The sequence below is a fragment of the Roseimicrobium sp. ORNL1 genome, assembly GCF_011044495.1.
GTDB lineage: Bacteria > Verrucomicrobiota > Verrucomicrobiia > Verrucomicrobiales > Verrucomicrobiaceae > Roseimicrobium.
Genome location: NZ_CP049143.1, coordinates 2,392,586 through 2,409,244, shown reverse-complemented (window position 1 = coordinate 2,409,244; position 16,659 = coordinate 2,392,586). Strand labels below are relative to the sequence as shown.

Here is a 16,659-nt window from a genome sequence, read left to right as displayed (position 1 = left end):
TTGGATGCCAATATCATCACATGGCCAGCTCACACGAGCGCAGGCTCCAAGTCAAGGCTTGGGAGCTTCAGGTGCGGGAGCCGGAGCGGGCTTGGCCTCTTCAGCAGGCTTCGTGGCGTCCGGAGCGGGCGGCACGGGGAGGGACTGAGGAGCAGGCATGGGAGCGCCGGGGCTCGGAGGCACAGGAAGCAACAGGGGCTTGTCCCCTTCCGCCGGAGGCAGCAGGGTGCCTGGGGAGGTGGGTGCGTTCGGGCGGGTAGGAAGATCAGGCTCGGTCAGCGGAATGGGCTTGAAGCTGTCCGGCTCCACACGCATGGAGGGCTTGGAGTTCAGCTTGGCCACCACAGGAGCGGGCGGGCCGGCGTACTCATCGCGGTTCTTCGTGTTCACTGCAGCAGGGACCACGTAGCCTTCGCCCGTGCTCACGCCGCTCTGCTTCACGTCTTCAGGATTGGAGGCAGCCAGGGCAGCCAGGCGGCGCTGGGCTTCGGAAACGGTCTCGCCGCTGCCGGTCTGCATGGCCTCGCTGTAGTAGATGGCAGCAGCCTTGGGCTTGCCGGCCTTCTCGTAGAACTTGGCGATGGAAAGGGAGTTCGCGGACTGCGCGGCGCGGCCTTCGGTGATGAGGCTGTCCGCTTCCTGCATGCGCTCGCCACTGGGGTTGGTCGCCTTGTAGGTTTCCAGCGCGTCCAGCGTGGTGGTCAGGTTCGAGGCGTCCTGCGTCTTGCGGGCAGCGGCGCTGCTGATGGCACCGATGCGGAACTGGGCTTCGGAAGCGAGCTTGGTGTTGGGATAGTTGTCCACCACCATCTGGTAGGCCTGGTTGGCCATGGGCTTGTCACCGTCGTCCTGGTACACTTCGCCGATGGCGAACTGCGCGTAGGGGGCGTACTTGCCGTAGGGAGAGTTGCGAATCACGCCCTGGTAGAGTTTCACGAGCTCGCTCTTGTCGAGCTTCATCGGAATCATCAGGAGCGAGGGCTGCTTCTTGCCGGCCTTGGCTTCTTCCGCGATTTCGAACTGCTGCTGTACCGCCTCATCGAAGCGCGTGCTCTGACGGTAGTCGGTGATGAATTTCTGGAAGGCATCGTACGCGTCCTGCAGCTTGCCGCTCTGGCGCAGCAGCACGGCCTGCTCGAACTGGGCGTTCGCAGCGGCGTTCGTGAAGCGGTAGCGGCTCACGACGTCCTTGTAGATGCTGATGGCGCGGCCGGTATTGCCGGTGGAGGCGGCGGTCTTACCGTCACGCAGCATGGCTTCCGCGGCGCCCTCCTGGACCTGGCGCTCGGGAGCGCTGGGCACCACTTCATCTTTCTTGTCGAACCATTTGAGAGGGTTGGCCTTGCCAAGGTCAAGCGCGCGCGCATCCGGCGCAGCAAGGAGGGCCACAGAGGCAGCAGCGATTGTGGCACGAAGGACGGGCTTGGAATTCATCGCGCGGAGAGTAGTGGAGGGTTTCAAGGGCGTCAAGAAGGGGAATTTCGGGTTTCTTAAAGGGAAAAACTGGGGACGTTCACCATTGCCGCCAGTGCATCCGGCGAAAGACACGACTGGACAGCATGCCGGATGCCACGGAGGCGATGACATGGGCAGGAAATGCGGGGAACGGGGTGCGGGCAGCGAAGGGAATGCTGACCACCGCCAGCAGCAACACCACGCCGCCGATGACCGCCATTTCGAGGATATTAAATCCCTCCAGCCAGAAGGTCGTGAACAACGCCCCCGCCAGGCACGGCCAGAAGGCGCTGAGGAACGGCCGCGGATGGAACCGGCACACCACCCAAGCAGCAAACGCGGCGAGGATGGCTGTGACCGCCACCGTCGCCGCGACACTAAGTAACAGGTTGGGCTTCTGGGCCATAGAGAACCGTGACCGGCTCGTCCGGTCACGGAAAGCAGCACCCTGCTTACAGCTCGGCCACGATGGCATCCCCCATCTCGGCGGTGCCCACCTTGCGGGTGTCCTCGGCGCCGCTGTAGATGTCGCCCGTGCGCAGGCCGTGGTCGATGACGTGGCGGACGGCGGTCTCGATGGCGACCGCTTCCTTCTCCAGTCCGAGCGAGAAGCGCAGCAGGAGGGCGGTGGAGAGGATCTGGGCAATCGGATTGGCAATCCCCTTCCCTGCGATGTCCGGGGCGGTGCCGCCGCTGGGCTCGAAGAGGCCGAAGTACAGGCCGCCTTCCTTCGCCTTGCCCAGGCTGGCGCTGGCGAGCATGCCGAGGGAGCCGGCGATCATCGCCATTTCATCGGAAAGGATGTCGCCGAAGAGGTTCTCACACAGCACGGTGTCGAAGCTGCGCGGCTGCTTGATGAGCTGCATCGCCGCATTGTCCACATAGAGGTGGGAGAGCTTCACATCCGGGTAGTCCTTGGCCACTTCCTCCACCGTGGCGCGCCAGAGCAGGCCGTTCTCGAGGACGTTCGCCTTATCAATAGACGTCACCTGCTTGCGGCGGCCCTGGGCGGCCTTGAAGGCGACGTGGGCAATGCGCACGATCTCGCTCTTCTTATAGATCATGGTGTCGATGGCGGTTTCCTCGCCATCCTTCTCCCCGCGGAACTTCGGCTGGCCAAAGTAGAGGCCGCCGGTCAGCTCACGCACACACAGCACATCGAAGCCGCCGGCGATGAGTTCCTCCTTCACCGGGGAGGCATGGGTCAGGGAGGGGTAGCAGATGGAGGGGCGCAGGTTCGCGAAGAGGCCGAAGTGCTTCCGCAGGGGCAGAAGGGCGCCGCGCTCGGGCTGCTCATTCGGGGGGAGCTTTTCCCACTTGGGTCCGCCGACGGAGCCGAAGAGGATGGCATCGCTCGCCTCGCAAGTCGCCAGGGTGTCCGCCGGGAGGGCCTTGCCCTTGGCATCGATGGCCGCACCGCCCACGAGCTCTTCCGTGAACTCAAACTGAGGGCCGAACTTTTCCGAGACGCGGGCCAGCACCTTGCGTGCCTCCGCCATGACTTCTGGACCAATGCCGTCACCGGCGAGAACTGCGATCTTATGAGCTTTTGCCATGATTAGGCGATAGCGAAAGGGTCGCGGGGCGCAAGGAGGTTTGCGGGGGAATGTTTGGCGTGGGGTTGCGGTGCGCCTGAAGAACTGCCGTGAAGTCCAGGTGTGCGATCTATCTACTTGATTGAGAAACTGCTGGGGCAATCTTGGGTGCCCCCCTTTTTTCATCATGGCCGTCGCCACGGAACATCGTCGCAAGCTCATCAGAAATGATCTCATGCGGCTCACCTGCGCCCTCACGCTTTCCTTTCTCAGCGCATCTGCTCGCTGAAGTCTGCCTATCCGACCACGACGCTCCGTGAACCAATCCCCTTCCTCACCACTGCCTGTCCCGGCGACAGCAGCGCTTGTCCGACGAGCGGTGGCGGATGATGCCAGCGCAATCGAGGAACTGTACAGGGAGTTGGTCATGGATGCGCATATCCGCGTGCTCGCGGCACAGGTCGCTGCACTCGCCGCATCTGAGAGGAGCTTCCTCCTCGTGGCCGAGTGTGGGGGCTCCGTATGCGGCACGGCGCTGCTCACCGTGTGTCCGGATGCCATGTATGGCACGCAACCTTTTGGTGTGGTGGAAAATGTGATCGTTACCACTGCGAAGCGTGGCCATGGCCTCGGGCGGCAGTTGCTGACGCATGTCGAGCATCTGGCGCTCACGCACCACTGCACAAAGCTCATGCTGCTGAGCGGCTCCACCCGTGAGGCGGCGCATGCATTCTTCCGGCAATGTGGATTCCGGAGTGATACGAAGCATGCATTTGTGAAGTACCGCAGTCAGTTCATTCCGGTCACCCCATGAACCCAGCCTTGCTTGCCACCTGTATCCTCTTTCTCACCATCGCCTCCGCACACGCGCAGACAGGCTTGCTGAAGGTCGCAGACTTCGAAACCGGCGACCTCTCACAACTGGGCCTCCAAAAGGTACAGGAGGACTCGCTGACCATCGTGACCTCTCCTGTCCGCGCGGGGAAATTCGCCGCGCGCACGCTCCTTCGCGCCAGCGACCCGGAGACCAATGGCGGGCAGCGTGCCGAGTTCTCCGATGGCAAGAAGATCACGAAGATCGAGATGGAGAAGGAGTACTGGTACGGCCTGAGCATCTTCATCCCCGAAGACTTCGTCGCGCCCACCAAGTCGAATGCCGTCCTCTTCCAGTGGCACACGCAACAGGGTGGCCCCAGCCCCGTGCTGGCCATCCGCGCCAACGGTCAGGACTGGCTGATCACCGGCAATCCCTCTCCCACCGAGAAGAAGCGCACACTGGCAAGGATGCCTTTTGAAAAAGGCCGCTGGACAGACTGGGTGGTGCACGTGCGTTGGTCCGCCGAGAAGAAGGGCTTTTGGACCATCTGGAAGGACGGCGTGGAGGTGGTGAACGAGCGCGACATCATCACGCAATATCCCGAGGCCCTTGGGCCCTACGCAAAGTTTGGCCAATACCACAGCGTCGGGGAGGTCCCGCAGAACATCGCGTACTTCGATGAATACCGCGTCGCCGGAGCGGATGGAAGCTACGAGGCCGTAGCACCGCCCCATGGGCCGAAACAGGGTGCAGCGAAGGCTGGTGCGCCGAGTGCTCCGGCCAAGTGACCAAAGTCACCCATGAAACGAACAACCGTCCTGACCTTCTGCTTCGGCTCTTTGCTCAGCAGTTGTGGGTACCACACCCCTCCGGCAAAACCAGTCGAGATGGAATACCCGTGGCAAGCTGTAGCCAAGGGCGTGTCCAGTCTGGTCGATGAACACGCTGAACGAACTGCGTTCGACCGCTTTGCTGAATCCTCAGTCCCACCCAAGCGCCTGCACACCTTTTCCGAAGTAGAACGAATCGCGAAAGAACGTGGATTGACACTTTCCGAAGCTGAGCGGATGCAGAAGAGGCAGTGGTTTGAATCCGCAGCAACAGTGTGGCACTACAACTTTGAAGGTCAGTACTCGGGTATTCTATTTTGCGATGCGTCAGGAAAAGTAAGGCACGCCCTCCTGTTTGGGTAATTACTCCATACGTCCTTCATGAGCACCGACACCAACTTTCTCACCCACCCGCCATTCCGACCCATGCGGTGGGATGCGGACGGGAACTGGGACGGATACATGGAACTGGCAAGCAAGGGCATGGTGGGCCTGACGGTGACGCCCTTGGATCCCGAAGTCTCCCGCACGCCCTCCCCTGCGCAGGGAGCAGCCTACACCTTCCAGCTCGACAACAGCCCCCGCATCCTCGAATCCATCCTGACCGCGCTGCTCCCCCACTATCAGGAAATGCGGCCCAAGTATCGCGACTTTCTGGGTGCGGAGTTCGAGAGCCTGATGCCCGCCGTTCGCTCGGCCGGTGAGCTGGCCTCACACATCGACCTCAGGCAGGTGTACATCCATCCCTGGGTGAAAGACGGTTGCGCCTATGTGGGCTGGTTGTTTGGCTGCACCTGGGATGCCGAGCACGGTCTGGGTGCCATGCTGCACCGGGACCGCGTGGTGGAAATCGGCAGTGCCGACGTGTCTTTCGCGTGGGCACCGAAGGAAGCAGATGCTCGGTGATGGCATGTGCGTCAGGTTAAGAACTACAGGACGCTATCGGCAGGTCTCGTGATGTGTCCGACACGAACCGGCCCGGACCCTTTCATGAACGGGCACCACCTTGCGCGTAGCGCCTTGGAGTGCACGTGCGAAGCACCGCCTTGGGAGGAAACACCGCGAGACGGATGACGCAGGATCCATCCATGACCCCAAGCGGAGGCTGCGTGCGATGCGTTCTCGTGATGTGAAGCCACCGAGCCCAAGCGTGCCAGCTCGAAGCTCCGCACCCCAAAGCTTCCCGCCAAAGCGGTGCTTCGCACACGCACTCCAAGGCGCTTCGCGCAAGGTGGCTCGTGCAGAGTCGCGTCACGCTGCTGGAGTTATTCAGATCACGAGACGTTTCCGACTTACTTCATCTCTGTGCTGATGTGACGTACATACGCGGCTGTTATTCCTCGCAAGTGGATAGACCGTGCTTCAGGGCGCGACTCAAGGACGCATGTGCTATCACAGTGAGCCACCACTTCACCGCACCTCTGCACCGATATCTGCATCCCACAGACCTGCAGCCATGGAGAGCGGCGGCGTGAAGTACTCACTCGGAGGTGACTCCTTGAGAAGCTGAAAAGTATCTTCGTGAAGGGTGATGCGCTGGTCTCCCGGATAAAGCTCTTTCTCCCATATCCTGGTTCCTTCGATGGTCACGGAAGGAATTTTTCGTGAATGGCCGGTGCCGTCATCGGGCAGGGTATACCACTTCATTACCTTCCACTCTCCCACCAGCTTTCCCTCCCTTAGAATCCTGGCGTACTGGGGCACAAAGCTCCCAGGAAACATTTCAAGCTCATACACGAAGCCATTCCAGCTTTTCGTGAGAATGCGGAACTCGCCCTCTGTCCTTGCGCTGACATGCGGGGTGACAGCATCCACCCAGGTCTGAGGCATCGCGAGATACGGCAACGCAAAACGATCCCCGTTTCCCTCGAAGTACTTCCGTGTCGTCACAAAAAGCGGGTTCGAGTTGAACTCGATCGTGAAATGCTTCCAAACCTTGCTGAAATCCGCACCCACGAAGATTTTGTTGCTCGACAACTTGTAACGCCAGTACCTGCTGCCATCGTAACTTTGCGACTCCTCCAGCTCTCCATGGTCGTCCATTTCCCTGAAGCAGTACTTCTCGTTGAACTTGGTGAACTCGATCCTGCGCTTGCTGATCCCGTCTCCCATCTTGAGCACAGGAGGCAACCGGGCTTCCGTCGTGTAGACAAATCTGCAATTCGGAAGCGCCTGGACGTCCTGAACACCAGCCGCGATGATCTTTCCAATCACATCTTCCGGCTGTGCCTTCGCCGGTTCCGCCGCTCGCGACAGACACTCAAGAAGGAAGAACAGCACGAGCCAAAGGATGGGGTCCAATCGTTTCATAAATTCCGCCTCCCCTGTATTTGCCTTGTTTCCAGCACTTGGTCGAGGAAAAATGCGCACCACTGAACACTCACTTACCCACGAGGAAATTCTATCCGCTTGAATGAGGAACACGGAAGAGGATTCTTCGAGCCTGCTCTCGACCTCCCCTCATGGAAAAATTCAACACCATCAACAATGCAGGCGAAGCCGCCTTTTCCTATGGCGACTGCTTCTTTCAGGAGCCGCTCTCATCCGGTTCACGGCTCACCATCGGCCCGGCGACCTCTCATGTGGATCTGCTGATGGCGCTCGCAGCCACCTGGGAGACCCAGGAGTACTACATTCTCTACGTCCTGATCATTCCCAATGACGGAATCGAGATGGGGCGCTACCAGTCCCCGCTCATCGAGTCGTTGGAAGACCTGCAGATCTTCCTCGCCACCTACGAGCAATTCCTGGAATCCGATGGAAGACACCACATCTGGGTCGCCTCCGCCCATGGTGAAGGCCAGCTCATCTATGACCGGCACAATATTATCTACGCCTACGGTGATCTGCCGCAGTATGAAGCCGTCTTGCGAGAGCGGGGCTTCTCCGAGCGCGAGGTCCGGATTCCGTCTCCGCATGCTCACCACTATCCTACGGACCCGAAGGTTCTAAAAGCACTGCTCGCGCATTTCCCCTGGCACCTTTCGCCGCTCCGGCCCGAAGATGAGCATTGATGACAAAGCCCGCATCGCTCTCACAACACCATGCCCTACGAAATCCAACTCACCCAATCCGAGCCCACCTGGCTCGCCGTCGTGCGTGAACGGGTGCGGCCGCAGGATCTATCCCGCTTCGTCCCCGCAGCGTGTGGTGAAGTGTGGAGCTTCATCAAGGCCGCGAATCTCCCCAAACCCGGCCGTCACGTAGCCATGTATCTCGATGGTGAGGGCCACGTGGAGGTAGGCGCGGAAGTAGCAGAGCCCTTCATCGGCAATGACCGCGTGCACTGCTCGCAGCTCCCGATAGGCAAGGTGGCCACCACCACGCACTACGGCCCCTATGGACGACTCGGTGAAGCGCATGCCGCCATCCGCACCTGGTGTGCGGAGCATGGGCATGGGCCCTCGCCTGTCTCCTGGGAGCTCTACGGCCACTGGGAGGAGAGTTGGAATGCGGATGCGTCGAAGATACGGACAGATGTGTTTTACTTGCTGGCGTGATCAGACCGAAATGACATACATGCAAAGTATTGAGATTCATGCTTCGTCCCTGCCGTTCATCATTTCCGTATCGCTGTTCGCCGTGGTAGCGGTGGCGGCCATTTTCAATGTGTACAGCACTACCGAGTATACATGCCTTGAATGCCGCGCCACACTCGCCGAACGCCACGTGTGTGGCATCCCGCTTTCACGTATCTCCCACCACCCTTACACCACAACATACCTCGCCACGAATCCATCGCATCTGCACTCCTGGCGTTGGTGCGGCACCCGGCAGAGTTGGTCTCTTCTCTCACATATCCGGGCCTGCGGCCACCGGCACCCCATTTGGAGCCTTCCGATTGAAATCCAATCTGAGTACTCACGTCTTGTGTCACCATCTGAATTGGACGCCACACTTGCGGAAATTGATTCCCACGACCGGGAAAAGGGACAAGATGCCGTGAACAAAGTATACGCACGCGTGCTCGACTCGCGGTAACATACCTCTTCCCTTCATCAACCCTCCAAACATCAGCAGCATTATGGGCGACTGGGGCAATCTTCCATGGGACAATGACTCTGCAGCGGACTGGTTTGGCGACCTATTCGACGAGACCAAACTCGCCAATCGCGTGGAAGCCACGCTAAAACTCGACGCGAAAGATTCGCCCGAAGAAGTCCGCGCCGCTGCCGCCATGGTCTTGCTGCTGGGTCACACGTACGTCTGGCCCATTGACAAGCTGGACGAACATCTGACTCTGGCTGCCGACCGACTCGAAGAGATTCTAAAACTCGGCATTTACTCGGAGGCACCGGATCTGGAGGAGACCATGCGTCTGGAGATTCAGGAACTTCGCGGCAGAATCAAGGACCCTGCATCTGCCGCCCAAGAACACCCCAAATCCGCCGAGAGGAAGTGGTGGAAGTTCTGGTAGAGTGCTGCTGCTCCGGCACCTGAGATGAGCAAGGAAATGACGCGTTGCGCACCAATTCAAGACACCAGTTCGCTTTGCGTCTTGGAGTGCGGTGACAAGCTTCAAGCGCAACACCGCTTTGAGCGGAGAGGATGAGAATGATGCGGAGGATTCACGGTCCAATTCCCAAGATGCTCTCCCATTGGAAAGCTGGGTTTCTTCGAAGTTCCCCGGCAAAACTGGACGAAACACCTTCGTTCAAAGCGGTGTCGCGGCCCCAAGGGAGGCCTTTGCCACCGCACTCCAAGACGCAAAGCGACCTGGAGTGTCGAGTTGGTCTGCAGTGTTCCATTGCCCCGTTTAAGACAATGCACAGTTTCTCAAAGTGACGCACATGCGCACTGCGGGATCCCACTGCGTTTCAGGCAGCACTTCGGACACTTGATCAATTCCCATCTGAAAGCTTATTCCACACGCATCAACTCCATGACAGCTGACCCCATCACCATCGTCCACGCAGATCTGTCGCTTCCCAAACATCAGGAGGCAACCCTCCATCTGCTAAACGCCTACGCGATGGATCCCATGGGCGATGGCAAGCCACTCTCCGATGCGGCGAGAGCAGCAGTTATCCCGGGACTACGCGAGCATCCCACGACGCTGGTCTTTCTCGCCTACCGTGATGATGAGCCCGTGGGGCTGGCGATTTGTTTCCGGGGATTCTCCACATTCGCGGCGCGTCCACTCGTAAATATCTCGGATTATTTCGTCTTCCCCCAGCATCGCGCTGCCGGTATCGGCCGCCGTTTGCTGGGCGCCATCGAGCAGCACGCCCGCGAACTGGGCTGCTGCCGCGTCACATTGGAGGTGCAGGAGAACAATCACCATGCACGGCGTGTCTATACAGCAGCAGGCTTCTCCCAGGCCGTACATGTGCCCGAGGCGGGCGGCGCGCTGTATCTCTCGAAGCCGCTGTAGTCACGACTTCTCATCACACCATTTTCAAGCCTCCATGAACAACCGCACCTTCGCGGAACGCGTCAACGAATCAGCCTCCCAGTACGATCGAATTCTTGCAGAACACGGTGAAATGACGCCTGCGCAGGAATTCAAGCATCATCTTCACCTGCTCACGTGCTATTGGAGGCGGCTGGTGGGATTCAGCCGCATGGACACCTTGGATCTGAATGTTCTGGTGCAGTCCTATCTGGGCGCAGCCATCCAGGTAGGCTCCGAGCGTGTGCACCGGCTCATTGGGCCGGACCATCTCATCCACGATCTCTGGCAGGAGTACTGGTGGCGCACCACCACCCTGTTGCACAAGCGCCCCACCACGCTGGAACTTGTGGAAACAGCGCACCGCTCGTTCGAAGCCTGCCTCTCCGCCCTGGATGATGATCCGTGGACAGAGCATCCCTGACACAGGCTTGAACCATCATCGTCTTGGATTCTGACCGAGTTTGGGTTACTGGTGCACCCACACCTCTCACTGCTCATGTTTGGCTTTCTACGCTCCCTGTTTCCCAAGCGTCGCGTGATACGGGGTTTCCCGCCCGTACCGGTGTGGAAGCCGAACATCCCGGTGGACCTGAACTCGGTCGCTGACCGCGCGGGCTACTACACGGACCACGGGAACACCGTCGTGATCTTCCAGCACGGCACGTGCGTGGTGCTGCATGCCAACGCTCAGAATCCGAAAGTGGAGGCGATGGATGTGCTGGAGCATGTCTTCAATTTTCATCCCGACTTCAATCCCCAGCTCATGGATGATGGGAACTGGCTCGTGAGCTTCTCCGAGCCGAACTGCGCCGCCCTCGTCTTGCAGACGGAGGTGGAGAATCATCGCGCCTACATCCAGGACAACCACCTCGACGGTCTCGTCCATGGTGAGGTGCTGCTCGACAAAGACCAGAAGCCCAATGCCTTTGACGAGCGCGGCATGATTGGACTCTTCGGCAGGGCGCGCATGTTCATGGATGCACAGGAGCCGAGGGTGGCGCGAGTGCTGGCGCCGAAAGGTGAAGGCTGAAGATGCAGAACGAAGATTCACCGCTCACCCACGCATGAAGCGCACTGGCTGCGTCAACTACTCCCCCTCGGCACATGACATCAACGCGAAAAGCACTGGTCCGAAGTACGCTGCGCGAGTTCATTGCCTACCTTCGCTCCATGGAGGGAGATGACCAGTCATTGGGAATGAGGGCTGCCGACAATCTCGAAACGACGCTGACGTCTCTCGAGTCTGACTTCGACAGCGCAGTGCCACGACTAACCTGCGACATTGGTGGGAAGGGCATTCTTGATTGGGCGTTCACTGGGGAGAGTCAGCAGGGCGTGCAAAAGTTCTGCGATCGACTTTGGAACCTCATTCACCCAAGATGGTGGGCGTTTTGGAAATAGTGCCCTTGCGTTCCGATGCTCCAAGATACTGTGTGACCACTTGCATGACTCCCCCTTTCCCCAGCCGCGAGGAACTTCGCAGTCGAGGCTATGACCGTGCAGCACTCGATCAATATGACCAGTGGCGTGAGGCGCATCGTGAGGCGCAGGTGCTGGCGGCAAGACTGCCGCAGGTATTTGGCAACCCACCAAGACCACGCATCACCTTGAACGTCGCGACGGGACTCGACAACGAGTGGAACCTGGCAGACGAACGCATTGCCGAGCTGTCCGCTCGTGATCCTGAGCAGCACTGGATGGAGGTCACTGCGGAAGCGGTGCGGGACTGCCGGCACTACTTCACGTTCTCCGATGCCGAAGGCTGGAGATTCTATCTCCCTGCATTCCTGCAACACGGACTGGCTGGCTTTCCAAATGGTGACCATGATGCCGTGTACCATGCCTGCGTCTCACGCAAACACGTGGACCTTCTCACGACGGAGCAACTCGCATTCCTCGATGAGTTTACTGCCTTGTGTCATAAATGGCAGTCCCCCTCTCCACTCCCGCTGCTATCACCGCTAAGGTGAGACCTTATGAAAGCCACTCTCATCAAAACAGACGGCCCGTGGCTAGAAGCGGAAATCGCCATCGGCACGGAACGGTTCATTGTGATGGACGTGTTTTCCCCAGACGACCGTCCCGCGCGGCCAGCCGGGAGCGAGTTTTACATCGAACTCTCCGTCGGCATGCTCAACGAGGAGGAATCCTGGGAATTCTTCTTCGCCTCCAATCCAGAACAGAAGAAGTGCCTGGAGCATCTGGATGGCTGGCGATATCGCGCCTACGGCGAAATCCTTTCCATCAATCCGGCCGTTGTGGATTGTGGTCTCCTCCAGGTGGAAGATGTCTTCGATTTCAGGGACTCCCGCGTCATCGGTGAATTTGTGAGTTTCACCATCGACCGATTGGACGCAAGGTAGTGAGACCCTCGAGTAGCCACCACCACCGCCGTTCCGCATGGACGTCTTCCTCTCCTCCGACTTCAATTGGGAAGCCAAGCTCGATCACGCGACGCGGGTGCTCGATACGCAGCACCATTTCGAGAGCCTAGATTATGGTCCGGGACTGGCAGGCTTGCGCATCATTCTGAATTGCCGCAACCCCGAGCTGGGCCACAAGCAACGCGTGCGTTTCACGAAGGCGGACAAGACACTGGGCATCGATGTGATGCTGCACCTGCCAGAATTCATCCGCGTGCCCCATGCGCAACGTCGCGCCATCATCGCGAGGGAGGTGCTCTCTGAGGTTCCCAAAGTCTTGCGGAAGTATGCGCTGCCAGACTTCGACACCGAAGGATTCCTGGCGGAGCTTGAGGCGCACATCACCGACGGTCTGCTGGGCCCGGATGCGGACCGCTTTGACCACCTGTGCCTACCTTGATTGGGATGGCAGGGGACGCCGAAGGCCTTGGACTGCGTGCAGCCTGCTGCCGCTTTCCCTCAGTGCAGCCTGCTGCACGCTCCACCGCGACGAAGTCGCCAAGCTCTTCTGGACACATCTATCGAGCGAGCATCACCATCGCCACAGCAGGCTGTGGACTCTAGAAAGCGGCAGCAGGCTGCACGCAGTCCAAGGACGCTGCGCGTCAGCTTCCAGAAACTTCTCTCTGTTTGTCCTGACGCACCTGAGCAAGCGGAATGACGTCACAACCCCTCGTGGATTGCACATCCACAAGGACAACCCAACACGGGCAACATTCCCATGATCCGATTCAAAGCCTTCCTCAAAGAGTGTGAACTGCGCAAGCTGACCAAGGCAGACTACACCGTGCCGAACATGCCGAAGGACGGAAAGTTCATGCTCGATGGTCTGGCACAGCGGAATGCTTCTGCCAATGTGGCCATCGCGAAGAAGGACCACTACACGGAGACGCTGGAGATCACTTCGCACACTTCCGCCAGTGAGCCGTACTACTCGGACCGCAGAATCCTCTTCATTATCTGGGAAGGCGACCTCAACATCGACGGCGATCTACTGGATGAAGATTTCGGCATGAAGCCCATCCTTATCATCAAGGGGAATCTCACCGTGCGGAACTGGCTGCGCGGCGGCATGGACACCTTCGTGGGAGGGAACGTGAAAGCCTCCGGATTCATCATCGGCCACTACAATGACTCCGCCCTCTTCGTAGGAGGCGACCTCACCGCCGCCGGCTACATCCCCAGGGCGAAGCCCTACAAGGACCTGCCGAACATCGTGCCGCATCAGATCGTGGGCAAGGTGAACGCAAAGAAGTTCGACAACACCGCACCCACCAACGAGCAGCTGCAGGCCGCTTTTGTGGAAGAAGCCCTGATGAAGGAAGATGAGGACATCTACATTGATGAACGCGCCATCTTCGAGCGGTCAGATGCGGGGCTGACGGTGTGGAAGTAGGGCGACTGCTATTCAACGCAATGCAAAATGAGAAGTGAAAAATGAAAGGTGCAAAATGCAGGTGCGCTTCGGCCACGACACACAGCTCCGATTGACGCCACTGCCCACATCGATAGCATGCAGTAGTCTGTCCACCTGTAGCCACGAACAGAGTCCGCCATGGATCGAGTGAAATGCCGGGAATGCGAAGCGATGATCCTGCCCACCACAGCATCGCTTACCGAAGGCCTGTGCATGCCCTGCAAGAAGGGCAAGAAGCCTGCGCCCCCACGCAAAGAGGTCTGGTTCAGCGTGCACGTGGATGACGTCTTGTTTCGAATAGAGGGCACGGATCTCCTACCCGCCATGGAACGCGTCAAACCCATCGCTGGAAACGGACATCCCAACGAACTGGAGATCGCCGCCCTCCTCGGCCTGGTACGACACTACATCAGCATCGGGAGAGACTGCACGCTTCAGAACGACCACTGGAATCGCACCTGCTATGTGTGCTGCGATCTCTTTGAAAAAGGGAAGGCGTCCCTCTTGGTGGCGCGCACTTTCTACACCTTTGACCAAATCAGCAAGATAGACTGGAAGGAAGGGACCGATGCCCTGGCCATGTACGGTGGCTTTGCCTATCTCGACAAGGAAGGAAACGAACTCTACCGGCGCTGCACCTGGAGATCATGAGTGCAACGTGGCTTTTGACGCCACCAACATCTGGCGGGTAGGCAACTCCGCTCAATCACTGTCCGGTCAGAAGACACGACTTCCTGTTCACGCGGCGTTTGCTTCTCTCTCTGCGTTTCTTGCGTTCTTTTGCGGCCATTCCCACCGCCCTCCGCCGGCGAAGAAATTCTCAAGGGTTTGAAGCGGGGGCGGTGTTCTCCTTCATGAAGGCTCTCAATAGCTGAGCTCAAACGAAAGAAACAAACACTGAACCCAATACTGACATGAAAGCCAAACTTCCTCTTTTCCTCGCCGCGCTCACTCTCGGAGTGACTGTCACCGCCATGGCGGGCCCGGACCTCCAGACACTGGATCTCCGCAGGCAGATCGCCGAGTCGCAGCGTGCCACGCGCGTTGCCACGGTCGATAGCGGTCCCACCCACTATGTGGCATCTCCCTCTGGCAAGGGTGGAGTCGTGATGAAGTCAGATGGCACCACGGGCATCGCCGTCTTCAAGTCCAAGAAGATGAAATCGGCGGAGTGCAGTGATGCCGCCTGCTGCTCCATGAACAAGGGGCACAAGCACTAGAGCACGCCCAAGCGGGAGCTTTGCGCCCCGTTCACCAAGAACACCCCGCCTGCACCACGCAGGCGGGTCTGCAATGAGACCATGAACTCCTTCCCGAACCGTCCTGTACCCACTATCTTATTCATATCCCTATGACCAAGCCGGGACAGGACTCTGACACCACCCCCATGAAGGACGAAAAGCTCAACGACCTGCTGCAAACATGGAAGGCGACGGTGGACCTGCCCACTGCCTTCGAGCGCAGCGTGTGGACTCGCATCGAAGAAAAGAAGCCTGCCCCGGCCTCGAGCCCAGAGTGGCTCACCGCTTTCTTCCTCTGGCTCGCGCGGCCCATTCCCGCAGCCGCCACGTGCGCCCTGGCACTCACCGCAGGACTGCTGGCCGGTGGCATCATCCAGAGACCGGATGTCGACTCCCGAGCCGCGGCCTACGCCCAATCCATTGATCCCCTCGCCCGCCATCGCGCCCCATGAAAACCGGCTGGCTCATTTTCATCATCGCCGTCCTGCTCGCAGGCGCGGGCTTCACGGCACGAGTGCTGTCCGGCAAATCCGCCGGCCCCTGCTCGAGCTGTGCGACCATGGCTGCACCGGACACCGCCACCTCCCTCGCGTGGATAAAAAAAGAGTTCCACCTGGATGATGCCGAGTACCAGAGGGTATGCGCCCTGCATGACGCCTATCTCCCCCAGTGCGATGCCATGTGCGAGCGCATCCAGAAGGCAGGGACGCGTGTCTCTGCGGCCCTGCTGGAGGGCGGCTCCCGCATCACGCCCGAGGTGGAGGCCGCATTGCGCGATTATGAAATCCTCCGCGCCGAATGCCAGCGCAATACCCTGCGCCATCTCACGGAGACGGCCGGTGTGATGAAGCCGGAGGCAGGGCGCGCGTATATGGCAAAGGTTCTGCCACATCTCCTCACCACCCACCAGCACGTCTCGGAGGTCACCCACTAGCGCAGCATGCACACGACGGCGACCGATGCGGATGCCGAGGCCATGCAGCGCCTCGCGCAGGGCGAGGATCTCGCCCTGAGTGAAATCATGCACCGATGGAAGGATCGCATCGCCGCCTTCTTGTTTCGCATGACGGGCAACCACGCCGCCTCCATGGATCTCGCACAGGAGACCTTTGTGCGAGTGTACCAGAGCCGCACGCGCTATAAAGCCACCGCACCCTTCCCCAGTTTCATCTTCAGCATCGCGGCGAACCTGGCGCGCAACCATCATCGCTGGCTCTCACGCCATCCCTCCGACTCCATCCAGGTGCTGGAGGAATTGGATCGAGAGCCCAAAAGCAACGACTGCACGCCCGATGAAGCCCTCGCCCAAAGCGAGACCTCGCGCGCGGTGCAGCGCGCCATCCAGGCCCTGCCACCGGACTTGCGCGAGGCACTGGTGCTCTTCACCTACCACGACCTCGGCTACCATGAGATTGCCGGCAGCCTCGGCTGCTCTGCGAAGGCCGTGGAAACCCGGCTGTATCGCGCGCGCCAGCTGCTGAAGGAGAAGCTGCAACACCTGAGCGCTTCAGCGACTTCGGCGTGAGGGGATTTGTGTTGTGTCGTC

23 protein-coding genes are annotated in these 16,659 nt (G+C 59.5%); 19 read left to right on the top strand and 4 right to left on the bottom strand.

What is annotated here, in order from left to right:
• Positions 1-51: 51 nt before the first annotated feature.
• The 3 genes from bamD to leuB all read right to left on the bottom strand — a co-directional run bounded on the left by bamD (position 52) and on the right by leuB (position 3,011).
• On the bottom strand, positions 52-1,434 hold the full coding sequence (gene bamD / locus G5S37_RS09750) for an outer membrane protein assembly factor BamD (protein ID WP_206026376.1): 1,383 nt from the start codon (positions 1,432-1,434) through the stop codon (positions 52-54).
• Positions 1,435-1,513: 79 nt separating this feature from the next.
• Entirely contained in the window at positions 1,514-1,861 is a 348-nt protein-coding gene (locus G5S37_RS09745) for a hypothetical protein (protein WP_165203180.1), read from the bottom strand.
• A 46-nt stretch (positions 1,862-1,907) separates the two neighbouring features.
• A complete protein-coding gene (gene leuB, locus G5S37_RS09740) occupies positions 1,908-3,011 on the bottom strand; it encodes a 3-isopropylmalate dehydrogenase (protein ID WP_165203178.1) in 1,104 nt (367 codons plus the stop codon).
• Positions 3,012-3,417: 406 nt separating this feature from the next.
• Here leuB and G5S37_RS09735 point away from each other — a divergent pair, with 406 nt between their 5' ends.
• From G5S37_RS09735 to G5S37_RS09720, 4 genes are read left to right on the top strand one after another with little or no spacing between them, the layout of a single operon-like run.
• Entirely contained in the window at positions 3,418-3,804 is a 387-nt protein-coding gene (locus G5S37_RS09735) for a GNAT family N-acetyltransferase (protein ID WP_165203176.1), read from the top strand.
• Positions 3,801-4,595: a polysaccharide lyase gene (locus G5S37_RS09730; RefSeq protein ID WP_165203174.1), complete on the top strand. Its 795-nt coding sequence runs from the start codon at positions 3,801-3,803 to the stop codon at positions 4,593-4,595. Before G5S37_RS09735 ends, G5S37_RS09730 begins: the two co-directional genes overlap by 4 nt.
• 12 nt (positions 4,596-4,607) lie before the next feature.
• The gene (locus G5S37_RS09725) at positions 4,608-5,000 is read left to right on the top strand and encodes a hypothetical protein (protein ID WP_165203172.1); all 393 of its coding nucleotides are present in this window, start codon (positions 4,608-4,610) and stop codon (positions 4,998-5,000) included.
• Between the two features lie 18 nt (positions 5,001-5,018).
• Positions 5,019-5,543, top strand: a complete 525-nt coding sequence (locus G5S37_RS09720) for a hypothetical protein (protein ID WP_165203170.1) — start codon at positions 5,019-5,021, stop codon at positions 5,541-5,543.
• A gap of 504 nt (positions 5,544-6,047) precedes the next feature.
• On the opposite strand, the gene G5S37_RS09715 is transcribed toward G5S37_RS09720, so the two are convergent.
• Positions 6,048-6,947, bottom strand: coding sequence for a hypothetical protein (locus tag G5S37_RS09715; protein WP_165203168.1), 900 nt, complete (start codon positions 6,945-6,947; stop codon positions 6,048-6,050).
• 152 nt (positions 6,948-7,099) lie between these two features.
• Here G5S37_RS09715 and G5S37_RS09710 point away from each other — a divergent pair, with 152 nt between their 5' ends.
• The 15 genes from G5S37_RS09710 (at position 7,100) to G5S37_RS09640 (ending at position 16,638) form a co-directional block, all read left to right on the top strand.
• Positions 7,100-7,651, top strand: a complete 552-nt coding sequence (locus tag G5S37_RS09710; RefSeq protein WP_165203166.1) for a hypothetical protein — start codon at positions 7,100-7,102, stop codon at positions 7,649-7,651.
• Between the two features lie 30 nt (positions 7,652-7,681).
• Positions 7,682-8,137: a GyrI-like domain-containing protein gene (locus G5S37_RS09705; protein ID WP_165203164.1), complete on the top strand. Its 456-nt coding sequence runs from the start codon at positions 7,682-7,684 to the stop codon at positions 8,135-8,137.
• A 524-nt stretch (positions 8,138-8,661) separates the two neighbouring features.
• Complete coding sequence (locus tag G5S37_RS09700) at positions 8,662-9,054, top strand: hypothetical protein (protein ID WP_206026375.1); 393 nt, start codon at positions 8,662-8,664, stop codon at positions 9,052-9,054.
• A 465-nt stretch (positions 9,055-9,519) separates the two neighbouring features.
• The gene (locus G5S37_RS09695) at positions 9,520-10,011 is read left to right on the top strand and encodes a GNAT family N-acetyltransferase (protein WP_165203162.1); all 492 of its coding nucleotides are present in this window, start codon (positions 9,520-9,522) and stop codon (positions 10,009-10,011) included.
• Between the two features lie 34 nt (positions 10,012-10,045).
• Entirely contained in the window at positions 10,046-10,453 is a 408-nt protein-coding gene (locus G5S37_RS09690) for a hypothetical protein (RefSeq protein WP_165203160.1), read from the top strand.
• Positions 10,454-10,528: 75 nt separating this feature from the next.
• The gene (locus tag G5S37_RS09685; protein WP_165203158.1) at positions 10,529-11,062 is read left to right on the top strand and encodes a hypothetical protein; all 534 of its coding nucleotides are present in this window, start codon (positions 10,529-10,531) and stop codon (positions 11,060-11,062) included.
• Between the two features lie 415 nt (positions 11,063-11,477).
• Positions 11,478-12,002 (top strand): DUF6714 family protein, encoded by a 525-nt coding sequence (locus G5S37_RS09680; RefSeq protein WP_165203156.1) that lies wholly within the window; start codon positions 11,478-11,480, stop codon positions 12,000-12,002.
• Positions 12,003-12,008: 6 nt separating this feature from the next.
• Positions 12,009-12,395 (top strand): hypothetical protein, encoded by a 387-nt coding sequence (locus G5S37_RS09675; protein WP_165203154.1) that lies wholly within the window; start codon positions 12,009-12,011, stop codon positions 12,393-12,395.
• A gap of 37 nt (positions 12,396-12,432) precedes the next feature.
• Positions 12,433-12,855: a hypothetical protein gene (locus G5S37_RS09670; protein ID WP_165203152.1), complete on the top strand. Its 423-nt coding sequence runs from the start codon at positions 12,433-12,435 to the stop codon at positions 12,853-12,855.
• A gap of 321 nt (positions 12,856-13,176) precedes the next feature.
• On the top strand, positions 13,177-13,851 hold the full coding sequence (locus G5S37_RS09665; RefSeq protein ID WP_165203150.1) for a hypothetical protein: 675 nt from the start codon (positions 13,177-13,179) through the stop codon (positions 13,849-13,851).
• A gap of 192 nt (positions 13,852-14,043) precedes the next feature.
• Positions 14,044-14,523, top strand: a complete 480-nt coding sequence (locus tag G5S37_RS09660; protein ID WP_165203148.1) for a hypothetical protein — start codon at positions 14,044-14,046, stop codon at positions 14,521-14,523.
• 263 nt (positions 14,524-14,786) lie between these two features.
• Entirely contained in the window at positions 14,787-15,092 is a 306-nt protein-coding gene (locus G5S37_RS09655; protein WP_165203146.1) for a hypothetical protein, read from the top strand.
• Positions 15,093-15,259: 167 nt separating this feature from the next.
• A complete protein-coding gene (locus G5S37_RS09650; RefSeq protein WP_206026374.1) occupies positions 15,260-15,565 on the top strand; it encodes a hypothetical protein in 306 nt (101 codons plus the stop codon).
• The gene (locus G5S37_RS09645; protein WP_165203142.1) at positions 15,562-16,047 is read left to right on the top strand and encodes a hypothetical protein; all 486 of its coding nucleotides are present in this window, start codon (positions 15,562-15,564) and stop codon (positions 16,045-16,047) included. Before G5S37_RS09650 ends, G5S37_RS09645 begins: the two co-directional genes overlap by 4 nt.
• A 6-nt stretch (positions 16,048-16,053) precedes the next feature.
• Positions 16,054-16,638, top strand: coding sequence for an RNA polymerase sigma factor (locus G5S37_RS09640; protein WP_165203140.1), 585 nt, complete (start codon positions 16,054-16,056; stop codon positions 16,636-16,638).
• Positions 16,639-16,659: the final 21 nt, after the last annotated feature.

What these genes read in the sequence shown, in the direction of transcription:
- bamD (WP_206026376.1), bottom strand. Translation starts at nt 1,434, where the DNA reads ATGAATTCCAAGCCCGTCCTTCGTGCCACAATCGCTGCTGCCTCTGTG.
- G5S37_RS09745 (WP_165203180.1), bottom strand. Translation starts at nt 1,861, where the DNA reads ATGGCCCAGAAGCCCAACCTGTTACTTAGTGTCGCGGCGACGGTGGCG.
- leuB (WP_165203178.1), bottom strand. Translation starts at nt 3,011, where the DNA reads ATGGCAAAAGCTCATAAGATCGCAGTTCTCGCCGGTGACGGCATTGGT.
- G5S37_RS09735 (WP_165203176.1), top strand. Translation starts at nt 3,418, where the DNA reads ATGGATGCGCATATCCGCGTGCTCGCGGCACAGGTCGCTGCACTCGCC.
- G5S37_RS09730 (WP_165203174.1), top strand. Translation starts at nt 3,801, where the DNA reads ATGAACCCAGCCTTGCTTGCCACCTGTATCCTCTTTCTCACCATCGCC.
- G5S37_RS09725 (WP_165203172.1), top strand. Translation starts at nt 4,608, where the DNA reads ATGAAACGAACAACCGTCCTGACCTTCTGCTTCGGCTCTTTGCTCAGC.
- G5S37_RS09720 (WP_165203170.1), top strand. Translation starts at nt 5,019, where the DNA reads ATGAGCACCGACACCAACTTTCTCACCCACCCGCCATTCCGACCCATG.
- G5S37_RS09715 (WP_165203168.1), bottom strand. Translation starts at nt 6,947, where the DNA reads ATGAAACGATTGGACCCCATCCTTTGGCTCGTGCTGTTCTTCCTTCTT.
- G5S37_RS09710 (WP_165203166.1), top strand. Translation starts at nt 7,100, where the DNA reads ATGGAAAAATTCAACACCATCAACAATGCAGGCGAAGCCGCCTTTTCC.
- G5S37_RS09705 (WP_165203164.1), top strand. Translation starts at nt 7,682, where the DNA reads ATGCCCTACGAAATCCAACTCACCCAATCCGAGCCCACCTGGCTCGCC.
- G5S37_RS09700 (WP_206026375.1), top strand. Translation starts at nt 8,662, where the DNA reads ATGGGCGACTGGGGCAATCTTCCATGGGACAATGACTCTGCAGCGGAC.
- G5S37_RS09695 (WP_165203162.1), top strand. Translation starts at nt 9,520, where the DNA reads ATGACAGCTGACCCCATCACCATCGTCCACGCAGATCTGTCGCTTCCC.
- G5S37_RS09690 (WP_165203160.1), top strand. Translation starts at nt 10,046, where the DNA reads ATGAACAACCGCACCTTCGCGGAACGCGTCAACGAATCAGCCTCCCAG.
- G5S37_RS09685 (WP_165203158.1), top strand. Translation starts at nt 10,529, where the DNA reads ATGTTTGGCTTTCTACGCTCCCTGTTTCCCAAGCGTCGCGTGATACGG.
- G5S37_RS09680 (WP_165203156.1), top strand. Translation starts at nt 11,478, where the DNA reads ATGACTCCCCCTTTCCCCAGCCGCGAGGAACTTCGCAGTCGAGGCTAT.
- G5S37_RS09675 (WP_165203154.1), top strand. Translation starts at nt 12,009, where the DNA reads ATGAAAGCCACTCTCATCAAAACAGACGGCCCGTGGCTAGAAGCGGAA.
- G5S37_RS09670 (WP_165203152.1), top strand. Translation starts at nt 12,433, where the DNA reads ATGGACGTCTTCCTCTCCTCCGACTTCAATTGGGAAGCCAAGCTCGAT.
- G5S37_RS09665 (WP_165203150.1), top strand. Translation starts at nt 13,177, where the DNA reads ATGATCCGATTCAAAGCCTTCCTCAAAGAGTGTGAACTGCGCAAGCTG.
- G5S37_RS09660 (WP_165203148.1), top strand. Translation starts at nt 14,044, where the DNA reads ATGATCCTGCCCACCACAGCATCGCTTACCGAAGGCCTGTGCATGCCC.
- G5S37_RS09655 (WP_165203146.1), top strand. Translation starts at nt 14,787, where the DNA reads ATGAAAGCCAAACTTCCTCTTTTCCTCGCCGCGCTCACTCTCGGAGTG.
- G5S37_RS09650 (WP_206026374.1), top strand. Translation starts at nt 15,260, where the DNA reads ATGAAGGACGAAAAGCTCAACGACCTGCTGCAAACATGGAAGGCGACG.
- G5S37_RS09645 (WP_165203142.1), top strand. Translation starts at nt 15,562, where the DNA reads ATGAAAACCGGCTGGCTCATTTTCATCATCGCCGTCCTGCTCGCAGGC.
- G5S37_RS09640 (WP_165203140.1), top strand. Translation starts at nt 16,054, where the DNA reads ATGCACACGACGGCGACCGATGCGGATGCCGAGGCCATGCAGCGCCTC.